This window comes from Lagierella massiliensis (assembly GCF_001407835.1).
In the GTDB taxonomy this organism is placed as follows: domain Bacteria; phylum Bacillota; class Clostridia; order Tissierellales; family Peptoniphilaceae; genus Mediannikoviicoccus; species Mediannikoviicoccus massiliensis.
The window spans coordinates 1-22,803 of the sequence record NZ_CYUO01000004.1 but is presented as its reverse complement, the minus strand read 5'-3'; the positions used below and the strand labels follow the sequence as shown (position 1 = coordinate 22,803).

Annotated in this window: 17 protein-coding genes, 1 rRNA gene and 1 pseudogene; 16 read left to right on the top strand and 3 right to left on the bottom strand. The window is 33.3% G+C overall.

Annotated elements, in window-relative coordinates; translation table 11 throughout:
* Window positions 1-19 precede the first annotated feature (19 nt).
* From BN2746_RS00130 to BN2746_RS00120, 3 genes are read right to left on the bottom strand one after another with little or no spacing between them, the layout of a single operon-like run.
* A complete protein-coding gene (locus BN2746_RS00130) occupies window positions 20-1,279 on the bottom strand; it encodes a dihydroorotase (protein ID WP_055077841.1) in 1,260 nt (419 codons plus the stop codon).
* Window positions 1,273-2,238 (bottom strand): biotin--[acetyl-CoA-carboxylase] ligase, encoded by a 966-nt coding sequence (locus BN2746_RS00125; RefSeq protein ID WP_055077840.1) that lies wholly within the window; start codon window positions 2,236-2,238, stop codon window positions 1,273-1,275. The genes BN2746_RS00130 and BN2746_RS00125 overlap by 7 nt, the downstream gene beginning before the upstream one ends.
* A 2-nt stretch (window positions 2,239-2,240) precedes the next feature.
* Window positions 2,241-2,762, bottom strand: a complete 522-nt coding sequence (locus BN2746_RS00120; RefSeq protein WP_055077839.1) for a biotin transporter BioY — start codon at window positions 2,760-2,762, stop codon at window positions 2,241-2,243.
* Window positions 2,763-5,190: 2,428 nt separating this feature from the next.
* Here BN2746_RS00120 and BN2746_RS00115 point away from each other — a divergent pair.
* The 16 genes and pseudogenes from BN2746_RS00115 to BN2746_RS00040 form a co-directional block, all read left to right on the top strand.
* Window positions 5,191-8,124: an SHIRT domain-containing protein gene (locus BN2746_RS00115; RefSeq protein WP_055077838.1), complete on the top strand. Its 2,934-nt coding sequence runs from the start codon at window positions 5,191-5,193 to the stop codon at window positions 8,122-8,124.
* Window positions 8,096-10,921: pseudogene (locus tag BN2746_RS00110) on the top strand (SHIRT domain-containing protein); the annotation flags it as partial. The gene BN2746_RS00115 and the pseudogene BN2746_RS00110, both read left to right, overlap by 29 nt.
* Window positions 10,890-11,555 (top strand): class C sortase, encoded by a 666-nt coding sequence (locus BN2746_RS00105; RefSeq protein WP_077064892.1) that lies wholly within the window; start codon window positions 10,890-10,892, stop codon window positions 11,553-11,555. The pseudogene BN2746_RS00110 and the gene BN2746_RS00105, both read left to right, overlap by 32 nt.
* A gap of 202 nt (window positions 11,556-11,757) precedes the next feature.
* Window positions 11,758-12,372 carry a hypothetical protein gene (locus BN2746_RS00100; protein ID WP_055077835.1) on the top strand — a complete coding sequence of 205 codons (615 nt, stop codon included), beginning with the start codon at window positions 11,758-11,760 and terminating at the stop codon, window positions 12,370-12,372.
* Window positions 12,373-12,397: 25 nt separating this feature from the next.
* Window positions 12,398-13,090, top strand: a complete 693-nt coding sequence (locus BN2746_RS00095) for a response regulator transcription factor (protein ID WP_055077834.1) — start codon at window positions 12,398-12,400, stop codon at window positions 13,088-13,090.
* Window positions 13,077-15,299 carry a HAMP domain-containing sensor histidine kinase gene (locus tag BN2746_RS00090; protein WP_055077833.1) on the top strand — a complete coding sequence of 741 codons (2,223 nt, stop codon included), beginning with the start codon at window positions 13,077-13,079 and terminating at the stop codon, window positions 15,297-15,299. Before BN2746_RS00095 ends, BN2746_RS00090 begins: the two co-directional genes overlap by 14 nt.
* Before the next feature lies 1 nt (window position 15,300).
* Window positions 15,301-15,864: a hypothetical protein gene (locus tag BN2746_RS00085; protein ID WP_055077832.1), complete on the top strand. Its 564-nt coding sequence runs from the start codon at window positions 15,301-15,303 to the stop codon at window positions 15,862-15,864.
* Window positions 15,865-15,966: 102 nt separating this feature from the next.
* Window positions 15,967-16,731, top strand: a complete 765-nt coding sequence (locus BN2746_RS00080; RefSeq protein WP_055077831.1) for a ParA family protein — start codon at window positions 15,967-15,969, stop codon at window positions 16,729-16,731.
* 4 nt (window positions 16,732-16,735) lie between these two features.
* Window positions 16,736-17,572: a ParB/RepB/Spo0J family partition protein gene (locus BN2746_RS00075; protein ID WP_055077830.1), complete on the top strand. Its 837-nt coding sequence runs from the start codon at window positions 16,736-16,738 to the stop codon at window positions 17,570-17,572.
* Complete coding sequence (locus tag BN2746_RS00070; RefSeq protein WP_055077829.1) at window positions 17,573-18,217, top strand: cyclodeaminase/cyclohydrolase family protein; 645 nt, start codon at window positions 17,573-17,575, stop codon at window positions 18,215-18,217.
* The gene (locus BN2746_RS00065) at window positions 18,218-19,375 is read left to right on the top strand and encodes an aminotransferase class V-fold PLP-dependent enzyme (protein ID WP_055077828.1); all 1,158 of its coding nucleotides are present in this window, start codon (window positions 18,218-18,220) and stop codon (window positions 19,373-19,375) included.
* Entirely contained in the window at window positions 19,362-19,856 is a 495-nt protein-coding gene (locus tag BN2746_RS00060) for a DUF4446 family protein (protein WP_055077827.1), read from the top strand. The genes BN2746_RS00065 and BN2746_RS00060 overlap by 14 nt, the downstream gene beginning before the upstream one ends.
* A gap of 11 nt (window positions 19,857-19,867) precedes the next feature.
* Complete coding sequence (pta, locus tag BN2746_RS00055) at window positions 19,868-20,842, top strand: phosphate acetyltransferase (protein WP_055077826.1); 975 nt, start codon at window positions 19,868-19,870, stop codon at window positions 20,840-20,842.
* Between the two features lie 74 nt (window positions 20,843-20,916).
* A complete protein-coding gene (locus tag BN2746_RS00050) occupies window positions 20,917-21,624 on the top strand; it encodes a class I SAM-dependent methyltransferase (RefSeq protein ID WP_055077825.1) in 708 nt (235 codons plus the stop codon).
* On the top strand, window positions 21,624-22,379 hold the full coding sequence (locus BN2746_RS00045; RefSeq protein WP_055077824.1) for an NADPH-dependent oxidoreductase: 756 nt from the start codon (window positions 21,624-21,626) through the stop codon (window positions 22,377-22,379). The genes BN2746_RS00050 and BN2746_RS00045 overlap by 1 nt, the downstream gene beginning before the upstream one ends.
* A 325-nt stretch (window positions 22,380-22,704) precedes the next feature.
* Window positions 22,705-22,803 (top strand): 16S ribosomal RNA (locus BN2746_RS00040); the annotation flags it as partial.

Sequence of the window (22,803 nt, the reverse complement as noted above, 5' to 3'; positions counted from 1 at the left end):
ATAATCGAAGGGGGTTATTTTAATCTTTATAAACAACCTTTCCACCACAGATGGTGTACTTAACAACACCTTGCAGTTTCATTCCCACATATGGGGAGTTTTTTGATTTGGAAACAAATTCATCATATATTATCTCTTCATCGGGATTAAAGATTGTTATATCCGCAGGAAAATCTTTTTTTATTTCTCCTGCAGGAAAGTTAAATAATTTTGCAGGATTTAAAGACATCTTTTCAATAAGCTGTTGAAGTGTTAGGTGTCCTTTTTTTACAAGATTTGTTATGGATAGGGACAGTGAAGTTTCAAGTCCAAGGATTCCACTTGGTGCCCTTTCAAATTCCCTTTCTTTTTCCTTCATGGTATGGGGAGCGTGATCCGTTGCAATCATGTCGATTGTACCGTATTTTAAACCTTCAATTAGAGCGATTCTATCTTCTTCTGTTCTAATTGGTGGATTTATTCTTGCCAGAGTTCCAAATTTTAAAACATCTTCCTCGTTTAAACTAAAGTGGTTTGGTGTCACTTCGCAAGTTGCATTTACTCCAAGCTCTTTAAATAATTTTATTATTTCAACCGACTCCTTGCATGATATATGTTGAATGTGGATGTGACCCTTAGTACTTAGTCCTATTGCCAGGTCCTTTGCGATTTGTGAATATTCCGAAGCCTTTGATGCACCCTTTACATTAAAAGCCTTTGCAACTTCGCCCTCGTTTACTCCGTGAGAGCCAAGCATATCTGAGTCCTCTTCATGAAGACTTACTGGAACATTTAATTTATATGCCCTGTCCAGTGCTTCTTTTAAAAACTTTCCGTCTTTAATTACAACACCGTCATCACTAAGACCAACGGCACCAAGTTCAATTAGCTTTTCGAAGTCTGTAAACTCCTTACCACTTAACTTCTTGCTTACGGTGGCAATGGTCTTAACGTTTATGGGACATTTTTTTGAACGCTCAATAAAATCCATTAATGTGTCTTCATTATCCATGGTTGGATTGGTGTTTCCCATGCAAACAACTGTGGTAAAGCCGCCCCTTGCAGCTGCATTTGCGCCAGTATATATATCTTCCTTATGAGTAAACCCAGGGTCTCTAAAGTGAACATGCACATCCACAAGGCCGGGGGAAACCACAAGCCCCTTTGCATCAATAACTTCTTCTCCATCTTCCCTTAAGTCCTTGGCAATTTCTACAACCTTGCCCTCACTAATTCTAATATCCAACACTTCATCCACATTATTTTTAGGATCAATTACATGACCATTTTTAATTAACATATGTCCTCCTTAAGTTCCACGCTTCCAGTTTTAAGATGTATCACTTTGTCTTTTGTATCAATAACAAGAGAATAATTTTCATCAATATCCTGTACCTTGCCTATTTCTTGATTTCCTTCATAGTCGAAAGTAACGGTACGACCTTTAAGATACGACTTTTCTCTATAATACTCATTAAATTCTTTAGAATCAATATTTTTATAATGGTAGATTACATTATCAATAAGCCTTGCAATAAACTTTGCTTTTAATTCTTCATCAAAGTCTTCAATCACATAACCTGCGATATTTGAAATATCGTTTGGAAAAGTCCTTGGCTTAAAAAGATTTACCCCAATACCAAGGACTGCATAAGACAGATTTAATTGTTCAAAGTCCATAGAGCCTTCCGTTAAAATGCCACAGACTTTTTTATTATCAATAAAGATATCATTAACCCATTTTATTTTGGTGTCCTTATTATTAAACTCTTCAATGGTTTTAGAAACGGCAACAGCAGCGGAAGTTGTAATGTTCAATGCCTTCTCCATAGAAAACTTTGGACGAAGGAGCATAGATAAATATACTCCCGTAGAACCAGGTGAGTAAAAGGACTTGCCCTGTCTGCCCTTACCACCAGACTGACTGTTTGCAATAACAGTATAGTACTCAAGATGATTTTTATTAGCAAGCACCTTCAAATAATCATTTGTAGAAGAAACCTCTTCCAAGTATTCAAGAGAGATTTTATTTTCACATAAAGATAAAATATCCTTCCTAAAACTTTCCCTGCTCTTATTTAAAAGACGATAGCCATATTGATTTTTTGCCTCTATTTCAAAGCCTTCCCTGCGAAGCTCTTCAATTGCCTTCCAAATGGCATTTCTTGTAACTTGAAGCTCCAGCGCCATCTTGGTGCCTGGAATAAAATTATTTATATTTTTTTCTAAGAGTTTAAAAACTTCATCTCTTACCTTCATATCTAACCAACTTTCTTTAACAGCTTTGCAATATAATCAGCCAATAGAATCTTTAAAACATCAGGAATTATAAAAGGAATTACACAAAGGGACAGGGCCCTTGAAAAGCTTATGGCGGCTTTAGTGTACATATTTACAAACCAAAAAGTGCCAAAGGCGTAGCATACAACAAGACCAATAAACATGGAAAGGTATCTATAAATTTTTTTATCAGGCAAAAACTCCAGAAGCTTTCCAGTGACGATTGCAGTTAATAAAAATCCTAAGATGTATCCACCAGTTGGTCCTGCTATTGCTGCAAACCCCGACTTAAAACCAGAAAAAACTGGAAGACCAAAAAGTCCAAGGGCAATATAAGAAAGCACTACAAAAAATCCCCTCCATGTTCCAAGGAGAAGAATAGTTAGAAAGATTGCAAAAGTCTGTAGAGTAAAAGGAACAGTCATTGGTATGGATATCCACGAGGAGATAACCATAATTCCCAACAACATTCCCATTAAAGCAATGTCCATTGACTTATTCATTTAATCCCACCCCTTAATAAAATCATTTTATGTATTTTTGCCATTTAGAATTTATCTTCATTTAAAATTAGTATGTGATTTGCTAATTGATTTAGACATGGATAGCTTCAATCTTTATTTAATTTTTTTTGATTTTAATTTAACCCCCAACTTCATCCAGTATAATTTTTGGTTATTGAATTTAGTTTTAGATTATTTGTAGTAGCTTTTCTTTCCATTTAATTTATAAGTTTCATTTTCCAATTACTTCTAATTTTCCAATTACTTCTAATTTTCTATTACTTCTAATTTTCCAATTACTTCTAATTTTCCAATTACTTCTAATTTTTCTATTATTTCTAATTTTCTATTATTTCTAATTTTCTATTACTTCTAATTTTCTATTACTTCTAATTTTTCTATTACTTCTAATTTTTCTATTACTTTTAATTTCCTATTACTTCTAATTTTCCTATTACTTTTAATTTTTCTATTACTTCTAATTTTCCAATTACTTCTAAATTTTTTTATTACTTCTAATTTTTCTATTACTTTTAATTTCCTATTACTTCTAATTTTTCTATTACTTTTAATTTCCTATTACTTCTAATTTTCCAATTACTTCTAATTTTCCAATTACTTCTAATTTTTTTTATTACTTCTAATTTTCCTATTACTTCTAAATTTTCCTATTACTTCTAAATTTTCCTATTACTTCTAATTTTCCTATTACTTCTAATTTTTCTATTACTTCTAAATTTTTTTATTACTTCTAATTTTCCTATTACTTCTAATTTTTTCCTATTTTTCATTTTGTATTTCATTACATAGTAATTAGTTCAAAAGCTCTCTCATTTATAATATATTCTAACGACATGGCAAACCTGTCAACCAAAATATTGCAAACAGGTTGACAGGGTGGGTAGGCGAAGTATACAAAGGTAGAACTTATTATAGATGTTTATGTAAATGAAAAATACTATAGTTGTTTGCGTGATTTTAGAAAAGGGAAAGATTAATGTTGTTTTATAGACATCTTATTTTGTTTCTTTCATTTTATAATTTAGTTTTACCTTTTGTTTCAATCTTAATTTATATTTCTTTATATCTTGATTAGTTTCTTCGTTCAGTTCTTTAATATATCCCTTGACGCAGCGAACATGTCAACCAAAATATTGCAAACAAGTTGTCAGGGTGGGTAGGCTAAGTATGCAAAGGTAGAACTTGTTATCAGTATTTATGTAAATGAAAAATATCATAGTCCTTGGCGTAATTTTGAAAACAGAAAGATTAATGTTGTTTTGTAGTCATCTTATTTCTTTCTTTCATTTTATAATATAGTTTTACCTTTCATTTTATAATATAGTTTTACCTTTTGTTTTATAATATAGTTTTACCTTTTGTTTCAATCTTAATTTAATTTCTAATTCAATTCCATTTTCATCTACTATTTTTTTATTTCTCGATTTTGTTTTAGCTTAAGTGTAGTAGTTCTTTTGTGTTATTTTTGCTAATCATTTCACTTTAACTATTAATTTTATTTTAAGCTCAGTTTTATTTTTTTATTCGTTAAATCTTAATTAGTTCAACAGTTCAATTCTTTATTATATATTCCCACGACATGGCAAACCTGTCAACTAAAATAATATAAACAGGTTGACAGAATGGATTGTCTTTGTAGCGTGCAAGGAAAGATGGCTTTTGAAAATAATATTATTAAGCAAAAAAACTAAGTGGATTGGAAGGAGTAAAAACTATGTAATGAAGTTTAGTGAGTAAGAGAAGTTACAAGGGTTGAGAGAATAAAATAATTTTAATGTAGTTTAATTGGGAAAAATATTTTATCGTTTTGGAGAGATTAAAGGAGTGCCTATTGCAGTTAGGTAAGTAAAAAATAGCGTGTTAAAAAAATTTCTAAGTGAGGGCAATAAAGAACAATTTTTAAAAGTATGGAGCATAAAAAGTGAACAATAATTTTGAAATTTAAACAGTTTTATCAATCTAAATGACATAAGAAACATGTCAACTAAAACAGCATAAATAGGTTGACGGGATGGATTGCCTTTTTAGTTTGTAAAATTTAACTCAAGGCATAGAAATTAAATAAAAATAATATAGGGAATAAAGAATTATTTTGAAGATGACTTTTTGAGAAAAATGGTAAAGTATGATTTATAAAAAAAAAAAAAATAAACGAAAAAAAGTCTAATAAATGTAGTATAATATAGGTAGAAGTAAAATGTAAAAATTTATAATTTATGATTCCTTACGTAAAATTCTTCGCTATTAAGTAATGTATCTTATACGAAAATGTTGAAAAGTTTGCTTAATTGCTGAATAGGTAAATTTATTTTTACATGGGAAATCTAAATTCATATTTGGAGGTGGCGTCAAGAATTAATTTTTTTGGTTGGCAGTTAGTTAATTTATTTTAATAAGGAGAAAAGAGATGGCAAAAAGAAAAAGACTCGTAGCTTTAGTTTTATCCTTTGCAATAATCTTAACCAGTTTAGGATTTACGGGATTAAACAAGGCTTATGCTGAAGTATCAGCAGAAGATTTTGACGTAAACACAAGTTGGACTATGTCAGACAACATAGCAACTAACTTTACAGTTAAGAATGGTGCTGGAGCCTATTCTACAGGGAAAGCTACAATTGGAAATGTAGCCGTAACAGCAACATTTGTTAAACAAGCTGATAGAAATGATGGAGCATCGTATTTATCTGCAAATGGAGAGAATCAATCATCTTATGGCGCAAAATCCAATATGCTTTATGGAAATCCGAATCCAGCATCTATTCCTGCTTTAGGTATTAATACACAAGCAAGTAACGGATGTGGCGGACCTTTAGGATCATGGGCAAAATACAACGCTGATGGAGAATTTGAAGTGGGTAGTGTAACTTTTAAATTTGATAGAAAAGTTACAGATCCAATATTAGATTTATCAGGACTTGGTGGCTATGTAAGTAGGGTTGGTTCATATGTTTACAATGGACAAATGATTCTTGTAGGTATGGGATCATTTAACAGTACAAACCTACATCTTGCAACTGAAGGAATTACTTTAGAAAATGTAGCGTCCAACTCAAATCTAACTGCGGATAATAACATTATTCAAGTAAAAGACAGAAATACTTATACAAGAGCAGAAGTAGATAATGGTGGATACAATTGGATTCAATTCTATGATGCTTATGGAAGACAGTACAATGTAAATAGTCCTGCACTTGCACCAGCAGGAACAGGAAGTGTTAAATTAAAGGGAACATTTGATGAAGTAACTTTTAAGTTATATCATCAAGCAACACCATATTCAAAGTTCTCACAAGCAGAATATAAGACTCATTTTTCATATTTTGCAAATCATGCAGGTCAAGATCCATCTCATGGAGACGGAATCAATGGAATGAACGTAATAAACCCTGAAAGTGTTCGTATTGGAGGGCAATCTTTTAACGGTGATCAAAACTGGGATTTATTTAGAGCTTCATTAAGACTTCCAAAGACTTCATCTATTGGAGATAAAGTTTGGTTAGATGATAATGCCAATGGAATACAAGATGCTGGAGAAAAAGGAGTTGAAGGAGTAACTGTAAAACTTCTTGATAAGGAAGGAAATCCGGTAAAAGACTTTAACGGAAACGAAGTTCCAGACCAAGTGACAGATGCAAATGGTAATTACAAATTTCAGAACTTACCAGCAGGTGAATACGTAGTTCAAGTAGTTCCAAATGAAGGACAAACTCTCACAACAAAGGGACAAGGAACTGTTGATACAAATTCAGATATAGATCCAGCAACAGGTAAAACAGATGTAATTACATTAGAACCAAATAGAGAAATTAGAAATTTAGATGCAGGTATCGTTCCAGCAAAAGAATACAAAGTAGACTACGAATTCAAACCATCAACAGCAGAAGGAACACCAAAAACACTTCCACAAGAAGTATTAAAACAACTTCCAGAAGCAAAAGAAAACCTAAAAGATGGTACAGCAGTTCAATCACCAAAAGACTTCATTCCAGTAAGAGACGAAGTAAACGGTGGAACATGGACATTTGAAGCGTGGGATAAAGAAACTGCAACAATCAATGGAGCAGACGAACACGTAACAGGAACATGGAAATTCACAAAAGATGAAGAACCACAACCAACAGAATACAAAGTAACTCACGAATTCAAATCAGGAACAGCTGATAAAGAATTACCAGACGAAGTAAAAGCATTATTGCCAAAAGACCAAGAAGGTAAAAAAGATGGAGAAAAAGTAACTCCAACTCAACCAGAAAAAACAGAAGTACCTGTAGAAGGTGGAAAATGGGTATTCAAAAACTACGATAAAACAGATGCAACAATAGATAAAGCAGATGAAAAATTCGTAGGAACATGGGAATTCATAAAAGATGAAGAACCACAACCAACAGAATACAAAGTAGACTACGAATTCAAACCATCAAAAGGATCACCAGAAACACTTCCAGAAGGAGTATTAAAACAACTTCCAGAAGCAAAAGGAAACCTAAAAGATGGTACAGCAGTTCCATCACCAACAAACTTCACTCCAGTAAAAGACGAAGAAAACGGTGGAACATGGACATTTGAAGCGTGGGATAAAGAAACTGCAACAATCAATGGAGCAGACGAACACGTAACAGGAACATGGAAATTCACAAAAGATGAAGAACCACAACCAACAGAATACAAAGTAACCCACGAATTCAAATCAGGTACACCAGGTAAAGAATTACCAGACGAAGTAAAAGCATTATTGCCAGAAAACCAAACAGGAAAAGTAGATGGCAACACAGTCGTACCAACAGAACCAACACAAAAAGAAGTAACAACAGCAGAAGGAACATGGACATTCAAAGGCTACGACAGAACAGAAGCAACAATAAACGGAGCAGACGAACACTTTGTAGGAACATGGGAATTCACAGCAAAAGAAGACCCTAAACCAGAAACAGGAAGCGTATACGTAAAATACGTAGCAGAAGACGGAACAGTATTAGAAGAAGAAAAAGAAGTCTTAGTAAACGCAGAAGTTGGAACACCATACAAAACAGAACAAAAAACATTTGGAGGCTATGAATTTGTAAAAATGGATGACAATTCAGCCCCAGCAAATGGAGAAGTTAAAAAAGGCGACCAACACGTAACCTACGTATACAGACCAGTAGAAACAAAAGAATACAAAGTAGATTATGAATTCAAACCATCAAAAGGATCACCAGAAACACTTCCAGAAGGAGTATTAAAACAACTTCCAGAAGCAAAAGGAAACCTAAAAGATGGTGCAAAAGTAGACTCACCAAAAGNTCTTTCAAGTAAAAGACGAAGAAAACAAAGGAACATGGACATTCGAAGCGTGGGATAAAGATAGCGTAACAATCGATGGAGCTAACGAACACGTAGTAGGAACATGGAAATTCACAAAAGATGAAGAACCACAACCAACAGAATACAAAGTAACCCACGAATTCAAATCAGGAACAACTGGAAAAGAATTACCAGACGAAGTAAAAGCATTATTACCAAAAGACCAAGAAGGTAAAAAAGATGGAGAAAAAGTAACTCCAACTCAACCAGAAAAAACAGAAGTACCTGTAGAAGGTGGAAAATGGGTATTCAAAAACTACGATAGAACAGATGCAACAATAGATAAAGCAGATGAAAAATTCGTAGGAACATGGGAATTCATAAAAGATGAAGAACCACAACCAACAGAATACAAAGTAACTCACGAATTCAAATCAGGAACAAAAGATAAAGACCTACCAAAAGAAGTCTTAGCATTATTGCCAAAAGACCAAGAAGGTAAAAAAGACGGAGAAAAAGTAACTCCAACTCAACCAGAAAAAACAGAAGTACCTGTAGAAGGTGGAAAATGGGTATTCAAAAACTACGATAAAGCAGAAGCAACAATAGATAAAGCAAACGAACACTTCGTAGGAACATGGGTATTTGAAGAAAATAAACCAGACCCAGCAACAGAATACAAAGTAACCCACGAATTCAAATCAGGTACACCAGGTAAAGAATTACCAGACGAAGTAAAAGCATTATTGCCAGAAAACCAAACAGGAAAAGTAGATGGCAACACAGTCGTACCAACAGAACCAACACAAAAAGAAGTAACAACAGCAGAAGGAACATGGACATTCAAAGGCTACGACAGAACAGAAGCAACAATAAACGGAGCAGACGAACACTTTGTAGGAACATGGGAATTCACAGCAAAAGAAGACCCTAAACCAGAAACAGGAAGCGTATACGTAAAATACGTAGCAGAAGACGGAACAGTATTAGAAGAAGAAAAAGAAGTCTTAGTAAACGCAGAAGTTGGAACACCATATACAACAGAACAAAAAACATTTGACGGATACAAATTCGTAAAAATGGATGATAATTCAGCCCCAGCAAATGGAGAAGTTAAAAAAGGTGACCAACACGTAACCTACGTATACAGACCAGTAGAAAAAGAATACAAAGTAGATTATGAATTCAAACCATCAAAAGGATCACCAGAAACACTTCCAGAAGGAGTATTAAAACAACTTCCAGAAGCAAAAGGAAACCTAAAAGATGGTACAGCAGTTCCATCACCAACAAACTTTACTCCAGTAAAAGACGAAGAAAACAAAGGAACATGGACATTCGAAGCGTGGGATAAAGATAGCGTAACAATCGATGGAGCTAACGAACACGTAGTAGGAACATGGAAATTCACAAAAGATGAAGAACTACAACCAACAGAATACAAAGTAACCCACGAATTCAAATCAGGAACAACTGGAAAAGAATTACCAGACGAAGTAAAAGCATTATTGCCAAAAGACCAAGAAGGTAAAAAAGATGGAGAAAAAGTAACTCCAACTCAACCAGAAAAAACAGAAGTACCTGTAGAAGGTGGAAAATGGGTATTCAAAAACTACGATAAAGCAGAAGCAACAATAGATAAAGCAAACGAACACTTCGTAGGAACATGGGTATTTGAAGAAAATAAACCAGACCCAGCAACAGAATACAAAGTAACCCACGAATTCAAATCAGGTACACCAGGTAAAGAATTACCAGACGAAGTAAAAGCATTATTGCCAGAAAGCCAAACAGGAAAAGTAGATGGCAATACAGTCGTACCAACAGAACCAACACAAAAAGAAGTAACAACAGCAGAAGGAACATGGACATTCAAAGGCTACGACAAAAAAGCTGCAACAATTGAAGGAAAAGACCAAGAATTTGTAGGTGTATGGGAATTCATACCAAACGAAGACCCACAACCAGAATTAGGAAGTGTATACGTAAAATACGTAGCAGAAGACGGAACAGTATTAGAAGCAGAAAGCGAAGTCTTAGTAAACGCAGAAGTTGGAACAAAATATACAACAGACAAAAAAACATTTGACGGCTATGAATTTGTAAAAATGGATGACAATTCAGCCCCAGCAAATGGAGAAGTTAAAGAAGGCGTTCAACACGTAACCTACGTATACAAGAAAAAACAAGTAACACCACCTGTAGAAGAAAAAGGAAATGTATATGTAAAATACGTTACAGAAGACGGCAAAGTTCTTGAAGAAAAAATAGTAAAGAAAGATGCTAAAGTTGGTGAAGAATATAAAACTAACCAAAAGAAATTTGATGGATATGAATTTGTAAAGATGTTAGATGGTTCAGCTCCAGCGAATGGAAAAGTTGTAAAGGGAGACCAATATGTAACATATGTATACAAGGCAAAGGGACAACCAAAACCTAATACTCCTAATGAAGATGAAAAAGGAAATGTATATGTAAAATACGTTACAGAAGACGGCAAAGTTCTTGAAGAAAAAATAGTAAAGAAAGATGCTAAAGTTGGTGAAGAATACAAAACTAACCAAAAGAAATTTGATGGATATGAATTTGTAAAGATGTTAGATGGTTCAGCTCCAGCAAATGGAAAAGTTGTAAAGGGAAACCAATATGTAACATATGTATACAAAGCAAAAGGTCAACCAAAACCTGCAAACAATAATAGAACTAACACTAATAACACAGAAAGAGATAGCAAACCAAAAACATTGCCTAAGACAGGTGATGGACTTAATGCTTCAACTTATGCGGTAATATTATTGGCAACAGGAGCTGTGTTAATGGCGGTTGGACTTAAGAGAAGGAAAGAAGAGGATTAGATTATTGAAAAAATCAGTTCTTCTGATTAGTTTAGGAGCGGTGCTAATGATATCTTCATTAGCACTTCTCTTTATAAATTCCAATAGATTGGAAACAAAAAAGAATAGAGCAATTGCTTTAGAAAGTAAGCTTCAAGGTGAGAATAAGCATGACAAGGAAAATAAGTCTAAACCTAATTTATATGCAAAAGATGCAGATCGAATTGATGACAGCAATGCGATTGGAGTAATTAGAATTGATGATATTGATGTTGTGATGCCTATTTTTAGTAATACTGATGAAGATTCTTTATTGGAAGGATGTGGAGTTCTTGATGACACTGATGTTCCATCTGATAAAGAGGATACGATATCAGTTTTATCTGGTCATAGAGGTGGAAGAAATGACAACTTTTCTTTTATGAATATTGACAAACTAAAGGAAGGCTCTAAGATTAAAATAACTACAGAAAATCAAATTTTATATTATGAAGTATATGGATATGAAATTATTGACTCAACTGATTGGAGTAGATTTGTTAGAGAAAAGGATAAAGCAAAGCTTTATTTAATGTCTTGTCATCCATATCCTTATAACTATCAGAGGCTTTTAGTTAAGTCTGAGTTAAAAGATTATGTTGACAAGGCGGAATAAAAATATAAAAATTAATAATTATTTTAGCGAGGTTTCTATGCTTGTGCATGGGACCTCGTTTTTTTGTATTAATTTTTTGCTTTTTTACAAATTGTAAGAATTTTGTAATAGTTATGTAATAATTTTGAAATAATTGGGTTGTATACTAATAGTAGAGACAAAGATAATTAAAAAATAAAGTAATGATAAAGGGGAGAGAGTTATGAAAAAAACATTGTTACTTTTACTTATAATTGGTTCTACATTGGTGGGATCTTACCTTCTATATGGGAATGAAGGAGATATTCCAAAGGATGCAAACCTAACTGTAAACAACAGAACGAATATCGATTTTCAAAACATCGGGCTATATAATGGATCATGGGCGAGCATATTATCTGATGTTAGAGAAAATAAAATTGATCATTCTAAGAACTACTACTTTAATTTAAAAAATTTGGATGATAAGGATGAGTGGTGCTTGAAGGCGATTGATAACAGTGGCAAGGAATATTTTTCATATGTTAAATTAAATCCTGGAGATAAACTTATTGTTAAAGATATAAAAAATGGAAAGCTTATTACAAATAGTGACTGTGAGCCTGAGAAGAACTTGAGTAATTTTGATATGGCATCTCTTGTCTCAAACTGGGAGTACAAAATTGAAAACAATAAAATAGTTTCAAGATTTGTATGTAAGTACAAACACAGCACAAAAGTCATGGGAAAGGACAACAAGGTTAATAGTTCTGATGTAACATCTCCTAATAAAAGTTCACAAGTTTTTGGAGAAAAGGGAAAAAAGAATCTTTCTTGGATAGAGATTGTGTATAATTAAAGTATCAACAAGAAAAGAGGATTTTATGAAGAATTATAATATTTTAGTTTGCGAAGATGACAAGAGTATTGGAAACTCTATAAAGATTTTTTTGGAGAACAAGGGATACACTGTTTTTAATGCAGAAAATGGAATTGAAGCGCTAAAGATTTTTGAAGAGGAAACTATTCATCTTATATTAATGGATTTGATGATGCCTTTGATGAGTGGGGAAGAAGCCATAAAGGAACTTAGAAAGGACTCCTATGTTCCAATTATAATTTTGTCTGCGAAGTCTGAAGAGGAGGACATGGTAAACGGACTTAATATTGGAGCGGATGACTATATTACAAAACCTTTTAATGCAAACGAGCTGGTGGCAAGGGTAAACTCTGCAATAAGAAGATTTTATAGATACACTGAAGATGAAAGTAGTGATGATAAAATAAAAGTTTCTGATGCAGTCCTTGATGTAAATAAAAAGATACTTGAAATAAACGGTAGAGAAGTTCACCTCACCTCCCTTGAATTTGACATATTAAAGTTACTTATGTCAAACCCGGGGAGGATATTTTCAATGGATGAAATTTACGAAAGGGTTTGGAATGAACCTGCAATAGAGTCAAAGACTGTTTCTGTACATGTTAGGAGAATTAGGGAGAAGATAGAGATTGATCCTAAAAATCCAAGGTATTTAAAGGTAGCGTGGGGAGTAGGTTATAAATTTGAAGCAAGTTAAAGTCAATCAAGATAAAAATTTAAAAGTTAATATAGGGTTAGTTATTAAAAGGACTATTATAGCCCTATTAATCCTTGCCATATCGAGTGGGACAGGAGTTTTTTTCTATAATAGATATGGGAAATTGGATGAAGATGAGGTTATTCCATACTATTTAAATAACAGTTTTGGAAGTTATATTGATAGTGAAGGATATAACGAAAAGCTTATGAACAATTATAATACTGATTTGTTTATAGACTATTATTTTAAATATGGGGACTTTTTTTCATCAGATTCAATGGGCCATCCTATTGAAACGAAGTATGAAAGTGGAGAGATGTTTGAAGATGCAAAGCCTGAAGACTACTCTGTACTAAGTAATATTAAAGAAAAAACCATCGACGGATTTGAGTCCTATTATAATGATAATGACTTTGTATTTTTGTCCAAGGGTCATATAGAAGATGGGAAACTTATTTTTGACGGCAAAAAATTGAATAAGGAATATAAAAAAGCTATCATCCCAATCGTAAATAGCTATATGATAAATACCATATATGAAAATCAAACCAGATATATTCCTAAAAGTAGTCCCGACTTTAACGATAAGAAGTTTAATGAGTTAAATAATTCTAAAGATTCTGAAATTGAATACATCTATGCAGATGACGGGGAAGAAGTGGTTGGAGTAAATATAATAACTCCAAAATATAAAACGGCGAATTTAGAAAGCTTTAACATTGGAATGACCAGGGATAAATATGAAAACAATCCAATTATTCGACACCCTGTTAAGCTTGTGTTCTCATATGGTTTTTTACCAGGGCTTTTAGTTATGGCATTTCTGTTTTTAATTTATGATTCTTTTTCTGATTTTGACAGATATAAAAATCTTCCAGTTGTAAGGGCATTTAGAAAAACGCCGATTGAAATAAAAATTCTATTTTGGATAGGGCTTATTTTCATATCAGGAGTGGGGTTAAATTATCCAGTAAGGCTTGGAGATATAAACTATATAAACATAAGCTACATTTCATCAATGGCATCACTAATATTATTTTCCCTTGCAATTATATTGATTGAACGTTCAATTATACTTGAAGCAAAATTAATCTATAGATATGGATTTAAAGATGCTTTTTTGGGGACTTCAATAATTGTTAATATAGTTTCAAAAACAAAGGACTATTCAAAAGTTGGAGTAAAAAAATTAAATGAAAAAATTAAAACCCTCCAAGGTGATATTGGAGAGTATTCATTAAGTAAGATTTCAGTGATAGTCCTAATCTATCTATGTATTATGCTCTTTGCACAATATATTGGAATTGGAGGACTTGTAATTCCAATAACAGCATATATTATAGGGAAAGAAATATACAAATGGTCAAAGAGTATTTCAAAGATAAACCATCAAAGCAGTTTGATTGCAGAAGGCAACTTCGATGAAAAAGTAGATGAAGACGTGCCACATTTCAAAGTGATTGCAAAAAACTTCAACACAATTGGAGACAATATAAATAAATCCGTAGAGGAAAAAGTTAAGGCGGAGAGGTTAAAGACGGACCTTATTGCGAATGTAAGTCACGACTTAAAGACTCCACTAACATCTATAATTTCGTATTCGGCGCTACTTAAAGAAGACGAAACTCCTGAAGAGATGAAAGAAGAATATGTTGACATTATCTATGAAAAGGCGACTAAGTTAAATAATCTTATTGAAGATTTGTTTCAAATTAGCAAAATCACAAGTAACTCAATACAATTTAATAAAGAAAAAATAGATATTGTGGCATTTATCAATCAAGTCACTGGAGAGTTTAGAGATGATTTTGATAAAAAGGGAATGAAGCTTATACTAAACACACCAGAATATCCAATATATTGTCTGCTTGATGGACAAAAGACATATAGAGTTTTTGAAAATTTGATCACAAATATATTAAAATATGCACAGGAGAACACTCGGGTCTATATAACCCTTGATGACGGCGGAGACAAGGTTCGAATAACCCTTAAAAATATTTCCAAGTTCGAACTGGATATCTCACCAGAAGAATTGCAACAGAGGTTTATAAGGGCGGACAAATCTCGAAACACCGAAGGGAACGGTCTTGGACTTTCAATTGCCACATCATTTGTGGAAGGACAGGGTGGAGTTTTCAATATGGAAATAGATGGTGATTTGTTTAAGACGATTATTTTCTTTAAAAAGTATAAGGAGGAATAAAATGAAACGACTTGGTGTAGGTATTTTAGTTTTAGCAATGTTTATTTTTTCATCATGTAGCAACAAGGATGTAAATAGAGTTGATACCTCGAATTCAAAAAGCTCAGTAAGTGCCACAGAGGATTTAAATAATACAGATTCTAAAACCTCAACAGATGAGATAAGAAAAGATGAACTAAGATTAAATTTCCTTGGTGCAGAACAGGGCCATATTGGATTTAACCTTTTCTATGAAGGTCATGAAGATGATGTAGAGGAATTATTTGAAGAACTTGATAAAGTAAAGGTGGATAACCACTATAAATGTATTGGATACACTACTCTTATTCATAAAAACAAATCAATTAACTTTGACTTTCCAACAGATGCTGAAGAGCTTGCTATAAACATTGAAGAGTACGACAATGGAGAAAAGAAACAAGGCAGTGCAGCATTAAAAAAAGGAGACAAAGCCTACGAGCTCATTGTAAAGATATATGAAAGTGCTTTGAAGTCTTCTGGGCTTTCACCAGAGATAATTCAAAAGGCCTATGATGAAAATTTCAGTTTAAATAATTTAAAATAATTTATCATACCCACTGTGAAGGTGGGTATTTTTTATGCACAATTTTTTAAGCTGAAAAAGCCACTATTTCTATGTTATAATAAACTAAGAAAGGAAGGTATTATGAAAACAATTTGTATTTTTAATCAAAAGGGTGGAGTTGGGAAAACAACTACTGTTGTAAACTTGTCCTGTGGTATGGGGATAAGGGGAAAAAAGGTTTTGGTTTTAGATATGGATCCCCAAGCTAACACAACTTCAGGACTTGGATTGGATAAAAACAATTTGGACAATTCAATATATGATTTATTTTCTTCATCTACTCATAACATAAATGATTTGATTTATGAAACATCAAGCGAAAATGTTCATATAATACCTTCAAATATTCAGTTATCAGGTGTAGAAATCGAACTTATCAGCATGGAAGAAAGGGAGTTTTATGTTAAAAAGGCAATAGAGTCTTTGGAAGATGAATATGATTTTATTTTTATAGACTGCCCACCGTCTTTGGGGCTTTTAAGTATAAATGCCCTTGTGGCTTCTGACTCTGTTATAATTCCGATTCAGTCTGAGTACTATGCTCTTGAAGGACTTAGCCTTATTATAGAAACGATTAATCTTGTTAAGAAGTCTTTGAACAGCTCTTTAGAGATTGAGGGAGTGCTTTTGACAATGTATGACGGAAGGAATAACCTTGCCGTTGAAGTTGAAAAGGAAGTTAAGAAGTACTTTAAAGACAAGGTATTTTCTACGATTATTCCAAGAAATGTACGACTTGCAGAGGCGCCAAGTTTCGGTGAATCGATTTTTACTTACGATAAAAATTCTCTTGGAGCAGCAGCTTTTAAAGATTTGACTAAAGAGATAATAAATAATAACAGGTGATTAGATGACTAAGAGAAAAGGTTTAGGAAGAGGCTTAGGTTCACTTATTCCCCAAGACAGTATAGAAAAGTCCCTGATGGATTCTGATTTAGGTTCGGAAATTCTTGAGCTTGATATAGATAAGGTATATCCAAGACACGACCAGCCAAGAAAAGAATTTGACGAGGAGAGTTTATTTGAACTAAAGGAGTCAATAGAAGAGTTTGGTATAATTCAGCCGATTATAGTTAGAAAAGTCGACTCAGAATATGAAATAGTTGCAGGAGAGAGAAGATATAGAGCATCTCTATTGGCAAATTTAAAAAAGGTTCCTGTTAGGATAATTGACGCCACGGACAAAGAAATTATGGAGATGTCCGTTATTGAAAACATTCAAAGGGAAGACTTAAATCCCTATGAAGAGGCAACTGCCTATGAAGAACTTTTAAGAAGTTATAATTATACTCAAGAAGAGCTTGCAAAAAGACTTGGTAAGTCAAGGTCTTATATTGCAAATACCATTAGACTTTTAAAGCTTGACCCTAAGATATTAGAATATTTGAAACAAGGGGAAATAACTTCTACTCAAGCGAGAACTCTCCTTTCTATAAAGGACGAGAAAGAGCGTTTCAAAATGCTTGAAAAGTTACTACTAAACAAGTCTTCTGTCAGAGAAGTGGAGAAGAGAACAACAAATAAAAGACCAAAAGATATTTACAAAATTGAAATCGAAGAGAGACTTGTAGATTTTTTTGGAACCAAAGTTAATTTGAAACCTAAGAAAAAAGGTGGGAAGATAGAAATCCTATATATGAACAATGAGGATTTGGATAGGATATTAGAAATTTTGGGAGGTATTTAAATGTATATTGACATGGATTTAGTTAGTTTTTTAGAAAAAGTTAAGGGACCTGAAATGCCGGGAGGTGGAGCTGTAGTAGCTTACACTGGAGCACTTGGTGCAGCACTTACCCTTATGGTTGCAAATCTAAGTTTTGGAAAGAAGTCCTTTGAAAAGCTTGATGAGGAAATAAAAGAACTTGTTAAAGCTGACTATGTTAAGATGGAAAATAAAATTGAAGAGCTTAAGCTTATGGTTGAAGCTGACGCTAAGTCCTTTGACGCAGTTCTTGACGCTATGAAATTACCAAAGGAAACTCCTGAAGAAAAGAAGATTAGGGATGAAAAGATGCAAGAAGGTTATAAGACAGCTCTTGAAGTACCTCTAAAAACTTGTGAATTGATATTGGATTGCATGAAGCTTCAAAAGTCATTTGCGAAATATGGAAATATTTGGGCGATAACTGACCAAGGTGCTGGAACATCCCTTCTTTATGGCAGTGGAGAAGCAGTTCTTTTAAATGTAATCATAAACTTAAAATCAGTTAATCCAGGTGAATATAAAGACAGTGTAGTAAAAAGACTTGAGGACTACCAAAGACAACTTAAAGAACTTCATGAAGAGCTTATGAATAGCTGTTATACCAGATTGGAAGAGATGAAATAGATGATTTATTTTGACAACGCCGCTACTTCTTGGCCTAAGCCTGAAATAGTTTATCAAAAGACAATGGAGGCAATGAAAGAGTTCGGGGCAAACCCTGGGCGAAGTGGTCATGCCATGTCTTTAAAGATGGACAGGGAAATTTTTAGTGCCAGAGCAAAGGTTGCTGAGTTTTTTGGAGGAGACAATCCTCTTAACTTAATATTTACAAAAAATTGCACAGATGCTTTAAATATAGCTATTAAAGGCGCATATAGAGAAAAGAGCCATGTGATAACTTCTGCTATGGAACATAACTCTGTACTAAGACCGCTGGTTCATCTAAGGGACGAGGGACATATTGAGCTTACAATAGTTGATGCAGATAAAAATGGTGTGCTTAATCCAGAAGATTTTAAAAAGGCGATAAAGGATAACACAGATCTTTGTGTAATAACTGGAATGTCAAACTTAGTTGGAAGTATTACACCCCTTGATGAAATAATCAAAGTGCTTAAAGAAAAAGATATTTTTGTTATTGTAGACGCCGCTCAATGTGCAGGATACTTAGATATAGATGTAAAAAAACAAAATATAGATATAGTCTGCTTTCCTGGACACAAGTCACTTCTTGGACCTATGGGAACAGGAGGACTTTATGTCAACACAGAAAGAGTTTTAAATACCATTGAAGAGGGAGGAACAGGTTCCTTTTCACAAAATCTGAATATGCCTAACATATATCCAGATAAGCTTGAAGGAGGTACCCTAAATGGACCTGCAATAGTAGGCCTTGGATATGGGATAGATTATATTAATGAAATTGGGCTTGGAAAGATAAGAGACATTGAGAATATGCATAGAGCTCGTTTTGTAGACGGAATAAAAAATATTAAAGGCATTGAAACTTATGGACCTTTAGATGAAAGGCAAGGACCAGTAGTTTCTTTAAATATAGAGGGGATTGACTCTTCTGCCCTTGCATATAAACTTGATCAAGAGTACGGAATTGCTACAAGAGCAGGTTTTCACTGCGCTCCCCTTGCACATAAGGCAATTGGAACAGAAGAAAAAGGAGCTGTAAGATTTAGCTTTTCTTCCTTTAATACTAATGAAGAAATAGATAAGGGAATACAGGCTCTAAAAAATATATCCGACGAGGTAAAAAGTGGAAACATTTAAGACAATAGTACAGACAGGAAGCTTCTTTTTATTCATATTGCTGGCACTACTTATGTTTGTAGCCTTCACGAATATATTTAAGCTCAATAAAAAAATTAATAGACTTAAAAGACGATATGACAACATATTAAGAGGAAGAGGAGAGCTTAACCTTGAAGAGATATTATTGTCCCACTCAGAGGACTTAGATAAAGTTATCATATCGCAAGAACAGATAAAACAAAGACAGGACGCTTTAGAATCGGTTATAAATAAAACTGTACAAAAAGTTGGATATGTTAGATATGACGCATTTCCTGAACTTAGGAACAAGCTTTCTTTCTCACTTGCTCTTTTAGACGGAAATGACAATGGAGTTATACTAACAAGTATTTATGGAAGAGACAATTCCGTGAGTTTTTCAAAAGTTGTAGAAAAGGGAAAAGTTTCTGAAGATTTATCAGAAGAGGAAAAAGCCGCTTTGGAAATGGCTTTAAAATAAAGGAGATTAAATTGGACATAATTACAAATGTAAAAGAACAAATCAAGGGAAAAGATATAAAGATAGTATTTCCTGAAGGGGAAGATTTAAGAATATTAAATGCGACAATTAGACTACAAGAAGAAGGTATCATTCACCCAATACTACTTGGAGATGTAGCTGAAATAAAAAAAGTTGCAAGTGAAAATGGATTGGATATTTCAAAACTTGAAATATTAGACATGGAAAATTATGCTGAAAAAGACTTATTATTAAGTTCCCTTGAAGAAAGAAGAGCGGGTAAGAATACAAAAGAAGAATGTGAAGATATGCTTAAGATTCCAAACTACTTTGGAACAATGCTCGTTCACACAGGAAAGGCCTCTGGACTTGTAAGTGGAGCTGTAAATTCAACGGGAGATACAGTTAGACCAGCTCTTCAAATCATAAAGACAAAGCCAGGAATTTCAAGAACCAGTGGGGCAATGCTTATGCTTGGACCAAATGAAGAACTATATGTGTTTGCAGACATTGCAATCAATATAGAACTTGAGGCTTCACAACTTGCAGAAGTTGCTGTTTGTTCAGCGAAAACCGCAAAAATATTTGGAATAGATCCAAAAGTTGCAATGCTTTCATTCTCAACAAAAGGATCTGCTAAGCACGACCTTGCAACAAAGATGGCAGAAGCTACAAAGATTGCAAAAGAACTTGACAAAGACTTAGTAGTAGATGGAGAAATGCAATTTGATGCTGCAATCTCACCAGTAGTTGCTAAGAAAAAAGCACCAGGCTCAGAAGTTGCAGGAAAAGCCAACGTATTTATATTCCCAGACCTACAAGCTGGAAATATCGGATACAAGATTGCACAAAGACTTGGAGGATACGAAGCTATTGGACCAATTTTACAAGGACTAAACAAACCAATATCAGACCTTTCAAGAGGATGTGTAGAAGAAGACATATATAAAATTGCCCTAATAACTGCAGCACAATCATTACAATAACAAGTGAGTAGTTTCGGAAATTCCGAGACTACTTTTTTATTTGTGAATGGGTATAAAGAAGTAGAGGTGATACTGTGAGTAAATTTTATACTTCAATAGCAAACTACTATGAGGAAATATTTCCCGTTGGTCCTGTAAAAGTAAAATTTTTAATGAAGGGTAATCCGAAAACTGCCCTTGACATTGCCTGCGCAACAGGAGAGACAATGAAGGCGCTTCAAGACGAAGGCATAAAAGTTTCAGGAATTGACTTAGATGAAACATTTGTAGAGATGGCAAAGGAAAAAAATCTTGATGTTAAAAAATTAAATATGTTAGAACTTGATGAGATAAAAGAAAAATTTGACTTGCTATATTGTGTTGGAAACTCAATCGCCCATCTAAAAGACTACGATGAAATTAGAAAATTTTTAGAAAAGTCCTATGAAAGAATAAATTCAAATGGAAGAATTGTAATACAATTTATAAACTTTGAAAAATTCTTGAAGAACGAAGATACAGATGGATATTTGGGAGACCTACCACAAATAAAAAAAGATGAATTCACATTCTATAGAAGCTATTTTAAAGAAAAAGACCATATAAGATTTAACACCAAATTAATAGTAAATGACATTATAATAGAAAATAATGAAATGCTATTTCCGCTTTTAAAAGACGAAATAGTTAGCATAATGCGGAAAGTGGGCTTTAAAAACATAAAAATATATGGAAACTTTAAAGGCGAAGATTTTGACGAAAAAGTAAGCCTACCAGTTATAATAACAGGAGAAGTGATATAGTGAACGAAACAATTAAACATCAACTTAAACATAGGAGCATAAGAGAATTTAAAGACCAAGAAGTTTCAAAAGAAGATTTAGATACCTTTAAAGAAGTGATACAAAGGACAGCTACAAGCACTGGAGTACAATCATATTCAGTAATAAGAGTAGTAGACAAAGAGAAGAGGAAGAGGATAGCAGAAGTTTGTAAGCAAGACTACGTAGAAATATCACCAGAACTATTTATTTTTATTGTGGACTGCTATAGAAACAATGAAATTGTAAAAGAGAAGACAGGAAAAAGCTACGAACAGGCATACGACATGGAAAAATTCTTCCAAGGCTTTACAGACGCGGCCCTTGCTTCGCAAAATTTAATGAATGCCATAGAATCAAAAGATATGGGCGGAGTGTTTTTAGGATCCATTTTAAATGATAGTAAAGAGATAATAAATATTTTAAAACTTCCGAAATACACATTCCCTGTTCTCGGAGTTGCATTTGGATATCCAGACCAAGAACCAATGCTAAAACCAAGAATGGATATGGATTTAAGATTTTTTGAAGACGAATACAAAATTTTCGACAATTATCAACAAGAAATAAAAGATTATGATGAAGAGATGAAAACCTATTATGACCTTAGACAAAAAGACAAACCATTGGACTCCTTTAGTGAACAATTAATACAAAGATTTGAAAACACATTACAAAAGAGAACCCTAATATTAAATACAATTAAAGAACAGGGATTCGACTTTAAATTAAAATAGCCTTATATATAAGTAGGAACAAGAAATATAAGAAGATTAAAATAAAATAAAAAAACATTTGACAAAAGTAAAATAACTTGATATTATAATTAGGCACTCAAGGGAAGTGCCTTTTTAAATGCTTGAAAAGAAGCGAGTCTTCAAAAAAGTTTTAAAAAGTACTTGACAATATATTTTAACAATGGTAATATAAAATAGTTGTCACTCAAGAAGAGTGCAAAGAGAACCTAAACAAGTAAAAAGTGTAAAAAACTTTTGAGTAAGTACAACCAAACAATAATTCGGTGAAAAAATAATAAAGTCAGCGAAAGAGCTGATCAAACATTTAATAGAGAGTTTGATCCTGGCTCAGGACGAACGCTGGCGGCGTGCTTAACACATGCAAGTCGAACGATGAACCTCGAAATGACATCTTCGGAAGGAT

Bases quoted from the DNA above. Each gene is read 5' to 3' on its own strand.
- BN2746_RS00070 (WP_055077829.1), top strand. From the start codon at position 17,573: ATGTATATTGACATGGATTTAGTTAGTTTTTTAGAAAAAGTTAAGGGA.
- BN2746_RS00085 (WP_055077832.1), top strand. From the start codon at position 15,301: ATGAAACGACTTGGTGTAGGTATTTTAGTTTTAGCAATGTTTATTTTT.
- BN2746_RS00065 (WP_055077828.1), top strand. From the start codon at position 18,218: ATGATTTATTTTGACAACGCCGCTACTTCTTGGCCTAAGCCTGAAATA.
- BN2746_RS00095 (WP_055077834.1), top strand. From the start codon at position 12,398: ATGAAGAATTATAATATTTTAGTTTGCGAAGATGACAAGAGTATTGGA.
- BN2746_RS00080 (WP_055077831.1), top strand. From the start codon at position 15,967: ATGAAAACAATTTGTATTTTTAATCAAAAGGGTGGAGTTGGGAAAACA.
- BN2746_RS00120 (WP_055077839.1), bottom strand. From the start codon at position 2,762: ATGAATAAGTCAATGGACATTGCTTTAATGGGAATGTTGTTGGGAATT.
- BN2746_RS00075 (WP_055077830.1), top strand. From the start codon at position 16,736: ATGACTAAGAGAAAAGGTTTAGGAAGAGGCTTAGGTTCACTTATTCCC.
- BN2746_RS00125 (WP_055077840.1), bottom strand. From the start codon at position 2,238: ATGAAGGTAAGAGATGAAGTTTTTAAACTCTTAGAAAAAAATATAAAT.
- BN2746_RS00100 (WP_055077835.1), top strand. From the start codon at position 11,758: ATGAAAAAAACATTGTTACTTTTACTTATAATTGGTTCTACATTGGTG.
- BN2746_RS00130 (WP_055077841.1), bottom strand. From the start codon at position 1,279: ATGTTAATTAAAAATGGTCATGTAATTGATCCTAAAAATAATGTGGAT.